We start from the raw sequence: 15,570 nt of genomic DNA, 5'->3' as shown, positions 1-15,570 counted from the left end.
ACGTTAATTTCTATACCCTACATGCTTACCACTTTGTTCATCTAATTATGTATTATTTTTATAAAATTTCATCCTGGATACTCCAACTATAGATAAATCTAACATTGTGAATTCTATTTATAAAATCCACGGCTATATTCTTGTGTATTTGTCATAAATTGTATCGATTGTATATTATTGAGAAACGCCTATGTACAACATATAAAATTTAGAGACCTCTATACAAAGTATATGATGATTGTTACAAAATATTGTCCTAAGTTTCCCAACAAACTAGTTATTAATAAAAAAACAACCCAAAAGAATACATCTCTTGGGTTGACACTTTACTAGTGCGATACTCTATATCCACCATTATTATATTAGTTATTTTTTTTGTTTTTTCTTAATGAAGTTAACCAACCGATAATTACCAATAGAATCATGACACTCCAGAAAATAGATTGCCATAATGCTGTATGTGGAAACTCTTCTGGCAAGATTTTTATATCAGGATGTGATAAGACCATGATAACTAATTTAATACCTACCCAGCCTACGATGGCAAAGGCAGCACCTTCTAAACCAGGATATTTATTCAACAAGTTAACAAACCATGATGCTGCAAATCTCATAATTACAACACCGATCATACCACCTAAGAACATAACGATGAATTGACCTAAATCAAGCCCGCCAAAATGAATACCAACCTTTGGTAATGTAACAGCAATTGCAAGGGCTGCTAACATCGAATCAATCGCAAAGGCAATATCAGCAAATTCAACTTTAAGTACTGTACCCCAGAATTCCTTTGGACTGGCTTTCTTTTCCTCACCATCTTCATCATAATGATGATCGTCGCCACCTTCTTGTTCGTGACTATCTTTAGCTTTAAAGAAGGCGACTAAATTCTTAATTGACATGTAGATTAAGTAAATTGCGCCTAGTGCTTGTATCCACCAGAAGTGAGCAATAATACTGATTAAGAATAATGAAATAAAACGGAAAATCAATGCACCTAATAAACCATAAAATAATGCTTTCTTTCTTTGTTCAGGCGGTAAATGCTTTACCATCACAGCCATAACTACGGCATTATCCGCAGCCAACAAGCCTTCTAAGAAGACTAATACGATTAATACCCACGAATATTGTAAAATCAAACTCGCATCCATCTTTGTACAACTCCCTTTTAAATTTAAGCATAAAAATAGAGACCTAAGCTAAGTCAGTGCAAATCCCAAGATATTAATTGTTTATTTTAAAATAAAAAATAGCACAAAAAATAAAACGATTTCACTTATAGCAAAGGTCTCACTCGACAACAGCTGTTGCCCACCTTACCGGAAAATTAAACTGACTTAACATTATACAGTCGTTTATATGATACATGCTCATTTATCCATAACATATATCTACGACACTATACCAATAACTGAATGAGTTACGGTTCAATGCTAAACCAATCATCTTCGTAATGACGATAAGATGACTCTATTTATAAACAGGTTAACAATATTCACCAATAATAGACGAAATATCATTAATTAAGCTGTTTAAATATAACAGTTGAGTTACTCCCCTCTGACCACAAAGTCATAGGTATTCTATTGATAAACGTATTATACACAAATTTTAGAATTATAACAAACTATATAATTTTACATCTGGGAACTTTTCTTCAAACCATCTAGTTGCAAATTCATTTTCAAATAAAAATACAAAATTATCATAAATGTCTTTTACTAAAATTGAACGAGAAGTACTCATATTATCTTTGATGGCATCTTCATTTTCAATCCAACGTGCAATCTTCTGACCAACTGGTTCCATTACAACATCAACATTATATTCATTCTTCAATCGATGTTCGAAAACTTCAAATTGCAATTGACCAACAGCACCTATAATAATTTGATTAGTGTGTAATGCTTTATAGTATTGTATCGCACCTTCTTGAACTAACTGCTCAATTCCCTTATGGAAGTGCTTCTGCTTCATGACATTTTTCGCCGAAACTTTCATAAATAATTCAGGTGTAAATTGTGGTAAGTCTTGGAAGCTGAATTTTTGATTGCCGCCCACAATAGTATCTCCGATTTGGTAGTTACCAGTATCATACAAACCGATAATATCTCCTGCAACAGCATGGTTTACTGTTTCTTTATCATCAGCCATAAATGAAGTTGAACGCGTTATCTTTTGTTTTTTCTTCGTTCTCTGTAATGTAACATCCATACCACGTTCAAACGCACCACTTACTACTCGCATAAACGCAATTCTATCACGGTGTTTTGGATCCATATTAGCTTGGATTTTGAAGATAAATCCTGCAAAATCTTTATCAAATGGACTTACTTCAACATCTTCGTTTGTTTGACGTGCATTTGGCATTGGTGCATGATCTACATAAGCATTCAAGAAATTTTGAACACCGAAATTAGCCAAAGCTGAGCCAAAGAATACCGGTGTTAAGTCTCCTTTTAATAATGCTTCATTATCGAATGTTTCTCCTGCTTCTTCGACTAACATCAATTCTTCAATCGCTTGTTCGAAGGCACTATCATTAGTGATTGCATGGTCTTCTTCAAGTTCATAATCATCGTTTAAATGTAAGATATTTTCTTCATCTCTAAATGGTTCAATTGTACGTGATTCACGATCGATAATACCAAAGAAGTTTTGCCCCATTCCCACAGGCCAATTCATTGGATATGTTTCAATATTTAATGTAGATTCAATTTCGTCTAGTAATTCAAATGGTTCTTTACCGACACGGTCTAATTTATTGATAAAAGTAAAAATAGGAATACCACGCATTTTACAAACTTTAAATAGCTTTAGCGTTTGTGGCTCAATCCCTTTCGCACAGTCAATTACCATGACTGCGCTATCCACTGCCATAAGTGTTCTGTACGTATCTTCTGAAAAATCTTCGTGACCAGGTGTATCTAAGATATTAATCTTGTAATGATCATAGTCAAATTGCATTACTGAACTTGTTACCGAAATTCCACGTTCTTGCTCTACTTTCATCCAGTCACTTGTTGCAAACTTCCCACTTTTTTTACCTTTAACTGTTCCAGCTTCTCTAATCGCGCCACCGAATAACAATAATTTCTCAGTCAACGTTGTTTTACCAGCATCTGGATGAGAAATGATTGCAAAGGTTTTTCTTGATTCAACTTCTTCCTTAATACTCATTTATAATCTCCTTTAATTCTCAATTATCCATTGAATAAGGTCATCAGCAATACGACTCGCCGTCTCCTCATCTAATAACGTAAATAAGTGTATCACAATTTCTTCCTTTAATTCATCCTCATTTAAAGACATATCTATCTCTAGAGACCAATTTAAATCAGGCAACGCAATCATGTAACATTGCCCGACTTTATTATCATATATATAGACATGTGATTTTATGTCATTATATTGTATATTTTTAACCTTCAACAGGTCCACCACCAAATTTTTTATACGCTGCTTCTAAACCAATTAAATCATCACGATGTGGTACTTTAACATGTCCAGGCATAATTTGATATGGTTCACGTCCTTTAGATGCTAGTACTACTGTGTCACCAGGTTCTGCAATTTCAATCGCATGTCGAATACCTTCTGCTCTGTCTTCAAATTCAATATAATTATTGTGTGTTGCGCCCTTTGCTAACTCAGCGGTTAATTTTTTAGGGTCATCGTTTGCTGGATTATCCGGTGTGAAGATGACATAATCAGCACGGCAAGCAACACGGCCCATTTCTGGTGTCTTTGTCATATCTCGTTCACCGGCCATGCCACATAAAAAGATTAATCTTTGCTTAGCAAATGGTTTAACAGCATCAATTAATTTATCCATACCATCAGCTGTATGTGCATAATCAATGATTAAATCAATTGGTAGTTCTGGATCTAGAACTTCTAAACGACCTTCAACAGGTTCTAAATTTTCAACTGCTTCAATAATGTCTTGCATCGCAATACCTTTACTCCATACAGCGATAATTGCAGCCATAATATTTGAAACATTAAAGCGACCCACATATGGTGATTTTACAACTTTAGTTCCCTCAGGTGTTACAAAGTCAAAAGTCACACCTTGTAATGATTCGATAATATTTTGTGCTTTAAACTGTGCATCATTTTCAATACCATAAGTAAATGTTTCAAATGGTGTTACAGTTCTCAAATAATCTGAGAATGTATCATCATTATTCAAGATTGCAAATTTTTCTCTGGATAAATCCTCACCTAATTGACTAAATAATAAAGATTTAGCATGACCATATGCTTCCATCGTACCGTGAAAGTCTAAATGATCTTGTGTTAAATTTGAAAAGATAGCAACATCAAAATCTACACCACTTAAACGTCCAAGTGATAATCCATGACTTGAAACTTCTAAAGTCATTGCTTCAGCACTTTTTTCAACCGCTTCGTTTATCTTTTTTGTTAGTGCAACAGTTTCGGGAGTCGTATTTGCACCTTTCGTTTTATCTTCATTAATTTGAAAGCCATTGGTACCTAAATAAGCACTGTTTTTTCCAAGCTTTCTATAAATATGATGAATCATTGTTGCTATAGAAGTCTTACCATTTGTACCCGTCACACCATAGGTAACAAGTTGCTTACTTGGATATTGATACAATAAATTAACCAATAAACTTGCAACTCTTAACGTATCTGGAACTACCACTTGTGTTACATCACCTGATAAATCTAGAGTTCTATTTACCACAACAATTTGGCAGCCATTATCAACAACATCTTGACAGAATTTATGACTATCGACTGTATAACCCTTGGAAGCTACAAATATACTACCTGTTGTTGCAGTTCTTGAATCTGTAGTAATATCATCTACCGCTCTATTTAATGTTCCTTTGACTTGTTTTACTTTAATTTTTTCAAATAACACATTCGCGTCCAACTTTAATCGCTCCTTTATTTCCAATACTACTATTATACACATTTTCGTTTTATTTTATAGAATCTAATAGTTACTCACTTAAAGTTAAAATATAATGCTAATAATTATCGTTCACAATATTCAATTGATTCTATAGATTGAATTTGTACGATATACTAATAATATTAACTTTGTATGTTATCCATGTTAATTTTTCTTATAATATTTCTTAATTCCACTTATACATGGCATATAATCTCACTTTAGTGGTATGGGTAATGTATAAAACAATATAATTTCTATGCTATATAAACTCATGATTCAGTATGAATTATTTCATATCGTAAAGTAAAATGATATAATCTTTAATTATTGTGTTTTTTCTTTCGCATGATAAAAAAATGCGTTAAACTTAGCATGAGATAAATTATACTATTGGAGGGTGGCTATTAATGGTTACTCAAAATAAAAAAATATTGATTATTACTGGCTCATTTGGTAATGGTCATTTACAGGTGACGCAAAGTGTCGTAAATCAATTTAATGAAATGAATCTAGACAATTTAACTGTTATTGAACACGATTTATTTTTAGAAGCTCACCCAATTCTGACTTCTATATGTAAGAAATGGTACATTAATAGCTTTAAATATTTCAGAAAAATGTACAAGGCATTTTACTATAGTCGCCCAGACCAAATAGATAAATGTTTCTATAAGTATTATGGACTAAATAAATTGATTAACCTGTTATTAAAGGAAAAACCTGATTTAATCTTATTAACTTTTCCTACACCAGTCATGTCAGTACTCACAGAACAATTCGATATGAATATTCCTATCGCAACTGTTATGACTGACTATCGCTTACAGAAGAACTGGATTACCCCACATTCACAAAGATACTACGTAGCAACAGATGAGTTGAAGAGTGAATTTATGGATATTGGTGTTCCAAGAGAACAAATTAAAGTTACAGGTATTCCGATTTCAGATAAATTTGAACAAGATATTGATAAAGCAACTTGGTTACGTCAGAACAACTTAGATCCAGATAAACCAACAATCTTAATGTCGGCAGGTGCATTTGGTGTATCTAAAGGTTTTGATCAAATGATTCAAGAAATACTTGAAAGCAGTCCTCATTCACAAGTCGTGATGATTTGTGGTAAGAGTAAAGAACTTAAACGTTCATTATCAGCAATATTTAAAGATTATGATAATGTTTTAATTCTTGGTTATACCAAACATATGAATGAATGGATGGCTTCGAGTCAACTTATGATTACTAAGCCAGGTGGCATTACGATTTCTGAAGCATTAACACGACAAATTCCAATGATTTTCTTAAATCCAGCACCAGGTCAAGAATTAGAGAATGCACTCTACTTTGAGCAAAAGGGATACGGCCGCATTGCAGATACGCCCGAAGAAGCGATTAAACAAGTTGCAGCTTTAACTAATACACCTACAGCTTTAGCTTCAATGTCGCAAGCAATGAATGATTCACGTATACCTTATTCTACGTATAAATTATGTATAGATTTATTAGACTTAATTGACCATTCATCTCGTTATGAGGATGTTTACGGAAAGGTTCCTTTATATGCAAAGCTCTTCGTTAAATAAAAATGGCATTTCTAAAAATTTCATAATTATGTTAATCATTCTATTTTTGATGGAATTTGCGAGAGGTATGTACGTGTTAAGTTACCTATCGCTGTTACCAACAGCAACGTCAATAGCGGTAGGTATAACATCTACTGCTATTTCTATTCATTTTATTGCTGATGCTGCAACCAATTTTGTGATAGGATTTCTCTTAAAGCGTTTAGGTGCAAAGCTCGTATTAACACTAGGCTTTTTATTAGCCTTTGTTAGCTTATTCTTAGTTATATGGTTCCCTACTGCTCCAATTGTATTAATACTTAGTGCTGTTTTACTCGGTATTGCGGTCAGTCCAATCTGGGTGATTATGTTGGCTAGTGTAGATGAGAACCATCGCGGTAAACAGATGGGTTATGTATACTTTTCATGGTTATTAGGTTTACTTGTCGGAATGGTTGGAATGAATATTATATTTAAATTCCACCCTACACAATTCGCCTTTTTAATGTCATTTGTCGTATTAATCGCTTGGATTCTATATTATTTTGTAAAAATCAGATTAACAAACTATAATACGCGTCCAGTAAAGCAACAAGTTGGTCAAATTGTAAATGTAACCAAGAGACATTTACTACTATTTCCTGGTATTTTATTACAAGGTGCGTCAATTACGGCGTTAGTACCAATCTTACCTACATATGCAACTAAAGTGGTAGGCGTTTCTACTGTTGAATATACTTTAGCTATCGTCTTTGGTGGTATTGCTTGTGCATTTTCAATGTTGTTTTTATCAAAGATTATTGATAATAATGGACACAAATTTATGTATAGCATGATCTTTGGTGGATTTTTACTTTATACATTGATGATATTTGCACTATCTTTAATTACAAATATTTACCTTGTATGGATTTTAGCAGTATTTATTGGTTTAATGTATGGTTTATTGTTACCAGCTTGGAATACATTTATGGCAAGTCACATTCATCAAGAAGAACAAGAGGAAACATGGGGTGTATTTAATAGTATTCAAGGTTTCGGCTCTATGATTGGTCCAATTGTCGGTGGATTGATTACAGAATTCACTAAATCTGTTAATAACACATTTTATTTCTCAGCGTTCGTCTTTTTATTCCTAGCCATTTTCTATGGTGTTTACTTTATTAAAGTTAGAAAAGCACAGCGTGATTAAATATAGCTTGGATTATCACAATCCATTTTCCACATAAGAGTTAGTTCGCATATTGCGGATTAACTCTATTTTTTATATTAATAACTTACATATTGTTATTCGCTCCATTTATTAATTGTATTTACTTCGAAAATCTAATTTTCGAAAATGGATTATACTTCTACTTTCAATATTTTGATTTTAATTATTGAATAAAATCAAAAAAAGATGGCCCCTATCTATATAACAATAGAGACCATCAGTCATTGAGCACCATAATATATTAACTGGTACTATTTTTAATTCCTAAATATAACAAGTAAACGTTGATTAACAATTAATGGGCTTTAGCTTAAGCTAAATTAAAGCTTTCTAGTAACTTCCATTTTTCTTCTTTTTCCTCATAATAAACTAAAGAAAGTTGTTCAATCGTTTCTTTATAATCAATTCCCGCAAGTTTTAATTGACCGTAAATATCTTCAAATTCTTGGCTTGTAAGTCCTTGAGCAATCGTAAAGTGAGGCACAAATGGATGATCTGCTACACCATAAAAATCGCCTTTATTAAACTGATTGAATAATTTTTCAAGCGCTTCTGTTTTTTGTACTTTAAAATAAATGACATTCGTTGTAGGAGCAAAACTAGATGCCTTTGTAGCATGTACCTCTACAGCTGGAATACCTTCAAGTCTAGATTTAATGACATCCTTTACAGACTCTAATTCACTATCGTCTATTTCAAATTGCCCCTTAATCGTAATATGCGGCATAATTGTCGCATAATGGTTATCATAACGTTTACGATATGCATTTACCTCATCTTGAAATGCTTTCGACGGAATTAATGCCAATCCTAAAATCATTTAAATTCCTCCTTTGTTTAACATACTTTCATTATATCAAATTTTCTAAAAATTCGTTACTTTAAACTAAATTTACTTCAGATAATTAAAAAGAAATATTATCTGATAAAAAATAAATTAGTAAATCGTCTAAGTAATGCTTCCACGATTTCCATCTATGGCCGCCATCGAATTCGAAATAATGATATGTAACACCAGATGTTGCAATAAGTTGATTTAATTCACGGTTCGGCGTTAAAAAATCAGCTCGCTTACCAGTTGTTGGTAATTCAAAATCATCTTCCTCAAGCCCTACAATGTGCCATATAGTAAGCTGTTCTTGAAATTGACAACGGTCAAACATTGTAGTTATAACCTCATCATGTTGCGGACTTAACATACCTACTTGACTAAATACCCTAGGATACGATAATGCAGTCATTAATGCGACACTTCCAGCTAAACTATCGCCTAATAATATGCGACTATTACCCACTTTAAATGTCGGAAATGTTCGATCTATAAATGGCAATATTTCATTTGCAACAGCTTTCACAGTTAATGGCGTTCTAGCACCTTGTGGATGAAATTCAGCACGGCGTTTGTCCACATCTTCATAATGAAAACCAACAAATATAGCACGTTCAACTTTATTTTCTGCTCTTAATTGCTCATATGTTCGATGAATTCTACCAAAACTAAAAAAGTCCAAACCATCAAAACAAAATACAACCTTATATTTAAAAAGTTCAGTAAAGTCCTTAGGTAAATAAATCGATAACGTGACATCTCTTTCTAATATTTCACTTGGAAATTCTATTTTATTAATGTTTCCCGGTTGAAATTCATACATAAATTAAGCGCCCCCTAGTTGTCTTAATGACATTGTACCAAGAGACGCAATTTTTTAAAATAATTCGCTTTATATTTTATTAGTATTAGTTCTATGACTTAATATTCTCTTCTTCTTTCAAGCGTTTCGGATAATCATGCAACCAAAATGTAGCTTGCGGTAACTTTTTAGGGTCAGGTTTATAAATTGCCATTTTGCCTGAACCCAGTTGTTTTTTCTGTTGTTCATAGTCTTTAAGTGCATTGATAGCAGGTTTATGCAATATCCAAATCGCAATGATATTCAACCATGCCATCATTCCGACACCTAAATCCCCCATCATCCATGCAATATCTGCCGTCTTAACTGCACCATAAATCGTTGCAACAATCAGTACAATTCTTGTGACATTAATCCAGAAGAAACTAAAGTTTTTTGAACGCTTTCTAGTTAAATATGAAATATTAGTTTCAGCAATATAGTAATATGCCAAAATTGTCGTAAATGCAAAGAAGAACAATGCACAAGCAATAAAATATGAACCTATACCTGAAAATGCTGGATCGAAGTGATAACTACCACCTTGGAATGCTTTATCGATACCAGCTTGTGCATACATTGCAGTTCCTGAGTAATCCTTATCTCCATTAGACATTTCAACAAAAATACCATTATCTTTAATTAAATTAGACTTATCTGTTGTCTCACCATTATTACTAGATACATTATACGTGCCAGATAACAAAATAATTAATGCAGTAGCTGTACATACAAATAATGTATCAACATATACTGAGAATGCCTGAACTAATCCTTGTTTAGCTGGATGCGATACTTCCGCAGCTGCTGCCGCATGTGGGCCAGTACCTTGACCAGCTTCGTTAGAATAAAGTCCCCTTTTAACACCAATTTCAATCATTGCTCCAAAAATTCCACCAAATGCTGCTTGTAAACCAAATGCTGATTTAAAGATAAGTGCAAATAACGCTGGAACTTGCTCTATGTTTAAAAAGATAATAATAACTGCCATTAAAATATAAGCTATTGCCATAAAAGGTACGATTGCTGTTGCTGCATTCGCAATCCATTTTATTCCACCAAATATAATGAGACCTAAAATAATTGCAAGCGCGATAGCAATAATCCAAGGTTGGATATTAAATGCATTCTTCATCGAACTAGCTATTGCATTGGATTGTACACCCGGTAGAAGTAAACCAACGGATACAACCGTTACAACAGCAAATATTAAACCATATATTTTGCCCATTTTCCCCTTAATACCTGATTCAATATAAAACGCTGGACCACCACGGTATTGACCTTTTTCTTCTCGTTTATATATTTGACCTAACGTCGATTCTATAAATGCACTACTCGCACCTAAGAACGCCGTAGCCCACATCCAAAACACTGCTCCAGGACCACCAATAAATATAGCAGTTGACACACCAACAATATTCCCGGTTCCAACACGACCTGCAAGCGATAATGCAATCGCTTGGAAACTTGAAATACCCGTTGGTGATTTCTCACCATGAAACATCAATCTAATCATTTCCTTAAAGTGACGCACTTGGAAAAAGCGCATCATCAATGAAAAAATAATCCCCGTTAATAATAATCCGTAAACTAATGGCTTACTCCACACAATATCATAAATCCAAGTAAGAAAACTTTCGAACATAATGTATCCCCCTTATTGTACAATATGTAAAATGATATATTTTTACTCATTATACACGTGCGAAAAGTTCCTCGCAATGAATTTCTAAAGTTATTTTTTAATTATCTATAAAGTTAATAAACACTAATTTATAAACATTTTATCGTATTATAGTGTTAACGTAATACTACTATAAAGAAACGTTGAAGTAATTATAATTAAATCTTTAAATAAAGACTATACTGTAGCTTATCTTCTTTATTTACTATTAAGTTTTATCTTTTGTTCTCTCTATTTATGATATATACTGAAAAGTACTTCAATTAAAGTTAAATTTAGGAGGAACTGCCCCATGCTAAATAAAGTATGGTTTAGAACAGGTATCGCGCTATTAATCCTGTTTCTACTTATTAAACTAGCAATGGAAGTCCATAGCGTCTTTACTCCATTTATTGTGATTATTCAGTCAGTATTGATTCCATTCTTACTGAGTGGATTTCTATTCTATGTTTGTTTACCATTTCAAAAGTTATTGGAAAAATACAAAGTCCCTCGATGGGGAAGCATTTTAATCATCTTTATTGGTTTAATCATTATTATTAGTATTATTGTAGGTATCGTTGGTCCATTATTAATGGAGCAAATAGAGAATTTAATTAATCAAATTCCTACGTTACAACATGAGGTACAACATATTATTAATTTCTCTCTTGATCAGATGGAGAGACTACCATCAGATGTGACTGATCGAATCAATAAAATGGTACAAAATATGAGTGATAGCGTTGCAGATATCCTTTCAAACTCATTCACTTATATTACGTCATTCATTTCTACATTATTCTTACTCATAATGGTACCGTTTTTCTTAATCTATATGTTAAAAGATCACGAGAAATTCATTCCATTTATCGCAAAATTATTTAAATCTAATAGAAAGATTTTTGTTGTAGAATTGTTAAAAGATTTAGATAACACACTTAAATCTTATATCCAAGGTCAAGTTACCGTAAGTATTATCTTAGGAATCATTTTATACATCGGTTACACAATTGTTGGTTTAAATTACACATTACTATTAGTTATGTTTGCTTGTATTGCTAATATGATTCCTTTCTTAGGACCATGGATGGCATTTGCACCAGCAGCTATTATTGCTATCATCCAAAGTCCAGCAACATTTATTTGGGTTTGTATTATTACATTAATTGCTCAACAGTTAGAAGGTAATGTTATTACACCAAATGTTATGGGGAAATCATTAAACATTCATCCACTCACAATCATTGTAGTAATCCTTGCTGCGGGTAATTTAGGTGGCTTCACTTTAATCCTTGTAGCCGTACCACTTTACGCAGTGATAAAAACGATAGTCAGAAATATTTATAACTATAGACAACAAATCATCGATAAAGCAAACAGTGATGTCAAAGATTAACATTATGCTAAATCATTAAGTAATAAAGTTTTAATATTAAATAAGAGAGCTAACCCGTATGATTCAATACGGATTAGCTCTCTATTTTTTTAGATTTTTAGACTATGATGACAGTCGATATATCCACTAATAAAAATATTCTATTAATTTTATATATTCAACCTTTGACTGTAACTCAATCTATTCTATGAAATTCTTTACTGCATCAAATTAAGCATAAAAAACTACTACCGAAGTAACAATACTTCAGTAGTAGTTCATTATTGTTCAATCTTATATATTATTTAATACAGTGGAATCCACTATCGACATGAATATTTTCACCAGTTACACCGCTAGATAAATCACTTAATAGATATGCAGCTGTTTTACCAACTTCTTCTTGATCTACGTTACGTTTTAATGGTGCGCGTTCTTCAATTTCTTTTAAAATTGTGTTAAATCCGCCAACGCCTTTAGCACTTAACGTACGAATTGGACCTGCAGAAATGGCATTTACTCGGATGTTATCTTCACCTAAGTCTAATGCTAAATAGCGTACGTTTGCTTCTAAACTTGCTTTAGCTACACCCATTACATTATAATTTTGAACTGCAAATTCGCCACCTAAGTAAGTTGTAGCAACGATACTACCACCTTCAGGCATCAATTTCTTAGCTTCACGTGCAACAATTGTTAATGAATATGAACTGATGTCTTGTGCTAATAAGAAACCGTCACGAGATGTTTCAGTGAAACGACCACGTAAGTCTTCCATATTAGCAAATGCAATTGAGTGATACACGCCATCAATATGACCTACTTCATCACCAATTTTTGAGAAACCATTAATAACATCTTCATCATTTTGAACATCAATTTGGAAGATATGATGTTCTTTTTGATTTAATTGATCAACAAGCTTTTCTAACTCTTTACGGCTACGTTCTTTTCGATATGTAAATACTAATTTCGCACCAAGTTGATCTAATACTTTAGCTACACCAAAACCAATACTACGCTTATTAGCGATACCCATAATAACATATGTTTTATTTTCTAAATTAAACATGATATAACTCCTTTTGAAAATATTCAATTTAAACTGGTTCGAGATAATGAATAATGGTGCCCACTCGATACCAATTTCAATACTCTTTATTTTAACATTGGTTATATTATTTGAACAATTTATTTTACTAACATTGTGCTTAGATATACTTAAATTATTTCACCACATAAAAAAACAATGACCTAAAGCAATTGCTTTAGACCATTGTCTTCTATCATTAGTAATATAATTCTAATTCTCGTTTCAATTCATCTACATATTCTTTAGAACCTGTAACGATTAATCTATCTCTATAACGTAATTGAGTATCTCCATGTGGAACAATTGATTCATTGTTACGTATAATGCGCACGAAGATAATATCGCCATCGAATGGGAAATTACGTAATTGAATTTGATCGTATTGATGATTTAACATGGCAATTTCATATAATGATGTCTCAACATTACTTAAGAGATTAAGCATGTTAGGCGTTTCAATTAAACCTTTTAAGAGAATCTTATTACTCATATAACTACTAAAGACTTCGATACCTTGTTTCTGTAATGTTTCATCTTCAGAACTTGACTCTAGACGACAAATTACACGTTTGACACCTTTCGCTTTAGCCATTAATGCTACTTTACGGTTAATGGCATCATCATTTGTCGAACAAACAACGATATTACGAGAGAATAGACCTAGTCGCTCTAATAATTCTTCCTCATAATCTGCAATTTCTATCATAGATATTGCATCAGATAGTTTACGCTTATCGCTAAGGTCGTTTCTATAATAAAGCGAAACTTGATATAGCTGTGATGATAAATTTTGAGCAATTGGAATCGTCAGTTGGTTCTTACCGATTAAGCTCACTTCAATTTGTCTTGTCGCTTCATCTGGTATTGGGAACATCTTTTTAAATACTATTGGCACAAATACACATGTAATTACTGCACTTAGTATTAAAATACCTGAAATTTCAGGAGAAATTGTTCCTAGTTGTTCTGCAATTTTAGCAGATGCAATAACCAATGATAACGTAGATGTGAGTAAGAAGGCAGATGAAATTGTCGTCTTCATATCAAACCATCTACGTATATAAAATACTGGAATCAGCTTAGAAATTAAGAACGCAATTATTAAAAATGGAATAATTAATAATAATGACGGTTCTTTGATTAAACTTGGGATATTTAAATCAACCCCGACCATGATAAAGAATATAGGAATAAAGAAACCATAACCAAATGAATCTAGCTTTTCAACCATATCTTCATCAGGTCCTAATAGTGATACGACGACACCTGCAAGAAATGCACCAAGAATGTTTTCTGCGCCAACACCTTCTGCTAATGCTACAAGCATAATGATCAATGCAAACACTGCACGTATACCAATTTGTGTCGTACCGTCCATTAATTTTTGCAAGAATTGGGCCTTCTTAAAGATACCACCCAATAAGTAAAAGATAATTGTAAATACAACCAAGCTACCTATTAACCAAAGTGAAGTGCTACCAGACGCATGTAAGGTACCATAGGCTGTAAGTAATATCATGGTTACTAAATCTGCTAAGACTGCAACGAGCAAAATAAATTGTCCAATTGTCGTTCTCATGATATTCATTTCTTTTAATGTTGGAACTACCACGCCAAGTGATATCGTTGAAATAATGATGACCATTAATAAGACATCATCAATCAATCCAAACCATTTAAACATGTATGCAAAAACAATTGAAATAATCATGATAAACATAAATACTACAAGTGCTAATTGTAAATGCCCCGGTTCTTTCTTTTTGCGTGTTCCTTCTTCTTGCTGTTCTCCACTTTTATCCTTTTTAAAAGCTTTAAAATCTATTTCCAATCCACTTAAAAACATTAAAAATATAAATCCTAATGTTGATAATATATTTAGCATTTCGTCACGTTCTACTAAATTTAAAAATGAGTGACCAATAACGATACCCATTAATATTTCTGCAACGACGACGGGTATAAATGTAATTCTAAGTCGATTTACTAAAATAGGTGTTAAAAATGCTGCTAAAACTACTACAACAAGTGATACGAATTCCATATAACCCC

General features: G+C 32.6%; 12 protein-coding genes. 3 read left to right on the top strand and 9 right to left on the bottom strand.

What is annotated here, in order from left to right; genetic code table 11:
• Positions 1–362: 362 nt before the first annotated feature.
• The 4 genes from SH09_RS11730 to SH09_RS11715 form a co-directional block, all read right to left on the bottom strand.
• The gene (locus tag SH09_RS11730; protein WP_042739835.1) at positions 363–1,157 is read right to left on the bottom strand and encodes a TerC family protein; all 795 of its coding nucleotides are present in this window, start codon (positions 1,155–1,157) and stop codon (positions 363–365) included.
• Positions 1,158–1,623: 466 nt separating this feature from the next.
• Positions 1,624–3,186 carry a peptide chain release factor 3 gene (locus SH09_RS11725; protein ID WP_042739834.1) on the bottom strand — a complete coding sequence of 521 codons (1,563 nt, stop codon included), beginning with the start codon at positions 3,184–3,186 and terminating at the stop codon, positions 1,624–1,626.
• A 12-nt stretch (positions 3,187–3,198) separates the two neighbouring features.
• Positions 3,199–3,447, bottom strand: coding sequence for a YueH family protein (locus SH09_RS11720; RefSeq protein WP_261793607.1), 249 nt, complete (start codon positions 3,445–3,447; stop codon positions 3,199–3,201).
• Positions 3,428–4,912, bottom strand: coding sequence for a UDP-N-acetylmuramoyl-L-alanyl-D-glutamate--L-lysine ligase (locus SH09_RS11715; protein ID WP_042739832.1), 1,485 nt, complete (start codon positions 4,910–4,912; stop codon positions 3,428–3,430). The genes SH09_RS11720 and SH09_RS11715 overlap by 20 nt, the downstream gene beginning before the upstream one ends.
• Positions 4,913–5,343: 431 nt before the next feature.
• On the opposite strand from SH09_RS11715, the gene SH09_RS11710 reads away from it, so the two are divergent.
• The gene (locus SH09_RS11710) at positions 5,344–6,519 is read left to right on the top strand and encodes a diglucosyl diacylglycerol synthase (protein ID WP_042739831.1); all 1,176 of its coding nucleotides are present in this window, start codon (positions 5,344–5,346) and stop codon (positions 6,517–6,519) included.
• Entirely contained in the window at positions 6,497–7,690 is a 1,194-nt protein-coding gene (ltaA, locus tag SH09_RS11705; protein WP_042739830.1) for a lipoteichoic acid biosynthesis MFS flippase LtaA, read from the top strand. Before SH09_RS11710 ends, ltaA begins: the two co-directional genes overlap by 23 nt.
• 331 nt (positions 7,691–8,021) lie before the next feature.
• Here ltaA and SH09_RS11700 read toward each other — a convergent pair whose 3' ends face one another.
• From SH09_RS11700 to SH09_RS11690, 3 genes are all read right to left on the bottom strand, one after another.
• The gene (locus SH09_RS11700) at positions 8,022–8,531 is read right to left on the bottom strand and encodes a YjcG family protein (RefSeq protein ID WP_042739829.1); all 510 of its coding nucleotides are present in this window, start codon (positions 8,529–8,531) and stop codon (positions 8,022–8,024) included.
• 85 nt (positions 8,532–8,616) lie between these two features.
• On the bottom strand, positions 8,617–9,363 hold the full coding sequence (locus tag SH09_RS11695) for an esterase family protein (RefSeq protein ID WP_042739828.1): 747 nt from the start codon (positions 9,361–9,363) through the stop codon (positions 8,617–8,619).
• A gap of 91 nt (positions 9,364–9,454) precedes the next feature.
• Positions 9,455–11,029 (bottom strand): alanine/glycine:cation symporter family protein, encoded by a 1,575-nt coding sequence (locus SH09_RS11690; protein ID WP_042739827.1) that lies wholly within the window; start codon positions 11,027–11,029, stop codon positions 9,455–9,457.
• A 331-nt stretch (positions 11,030–11,360) separates the two neighbouring features.
• Here SH09_RS11690 and cozEa point away from each other — a divergent pair, with 331 nt between their 5' ends.
• A complete protein-coding gene (gene cozEa, locus SH09_RS11685; protein WP_042739826.1) occupies positions 11,361–12,446 on the top strand; it encodes a lipoteichoic acid biosynthesis protein CozEa in 1,086 nt (361 codons plus the stop codon).
• Between the two features lie 280 nt (positions 12,447–12,726).
• Here the strand turns inward: cozEa and fabI are convergent, their stop codons facing one another.
• Positions 12,727–13,497 carry an enoyl-ACP reductase FabI gene (fabI, locus tag SH09_RS11680; RefSeq protein WP_042739825.1) on the bottom strand — a complete coding sequence of 257 codons (771 nt, stop codon included), beginning with the start codon at positions 13,495–13,497 and terminating at the stop codon, positions 12,727–12,729.
• A 217-nt stretch (positions 13,498–13,714) separates the two neighbouring features.
• Entirely contained in the window at positions 13,715–15,562 is a 1,848-nt protein-coding gene (locus tag SH09_RS11675; RefSeq protein WP_042739824.1) for a monovalent cation:proton antiporter family protein, read from the bottom strand.
• Between the last annotated feature and the right edge of the window lie 8 nt (positions 15,563–15,570).

The sequence above is a fragment of the Staphylococcus gallinarum genome, from assembly GCF_000875895.1.
Classification (GTDB): Bacteria; Bacillota; Bacilli; order Staphylococcales; family Staphylococcaceae; genus Staphylococcus; species Staphylococcus gallinarum.
Note: the sequence above shows the minus strand (reverse complement) of the source record. Positions and strands in the feature narration are given on the sequence as shown.

What these genes read in the sequence shown, in the direction of transcription:
- SH09_RS11730 (WP_042739835.1), bottom strand. Translation starts at nt 1,157, where the DNA reads ATGGATGCGAGTTTGATTTTACAATATTCGTGGGTATTAATCGTATTA.
- SH09_RS11725 (WP_042739834.1), bottom strand. Translation starts at nt 3,186, where the DNA reads ATGAGTATTAAGGAAGAAGTTGAATCAAGAAAAACCTTTGCAATCATT.
- SH09_RS11710 (WP_042739831.1), top strand. Translation starts at nt 5,344, where the DNA reads ATGGTTACTCAAAATAAAAAAATATTGATTATTACTGGCTCATTTGGT.
- ltaA (WP_042739830.1), top strand. Translation starts at nt 6,497, where the DNA reads ATGCAAAGCTCTTCGTTAAATAAAAATGGCATTTCTAAAAATTTCATA.
- SH09_RS11700 (WP_042739829.1), bottom strand. Translation starts at nt 8,531, where the DNA reads ATGATTTTAGGATTGGCATTAATTCCGTCGAAAGCATTTCAAGATGAG.
- SH09_RS11695 (WP_042739828.1), bottom strand. Translation starts at nt 9,363, where the DNA reads ATGTATGAATTTCAACCGGGAAACATTAATAAAATAGAATTTCCAAGT.
- SH09_RS11690 (WP_042739827.1), bottom strand. Translation starts at nt 11,029, where the DNA reads ATGTTCGAAAGTTTTCTTACTTGGATTTATGATATTGTGTGGAGTAAG.
- cozEa (WP_042739826.1), top strand. Translation starts at nt 11,361, where the DNA reads ATGCTAAATAAAGTATGGTTTAGAACAGGTATCGCGCTATTAATCCTG.
- fabI (WP_042739825.1), bottom strand. Translation starts at nt 13,497, where the DNA reads ATGTTTAATTTAGAAAATAAAACATATGTTATTATGGGTATCGCTAAT.
- SH09_RS11675 (WP_042739824.1), bottom strand. Translation starts at nt 15,562, where the DNA reads ATGGAATTCGTATCACTTGTTGTAGTAGTTTTAGCAGCATTTTTAACA.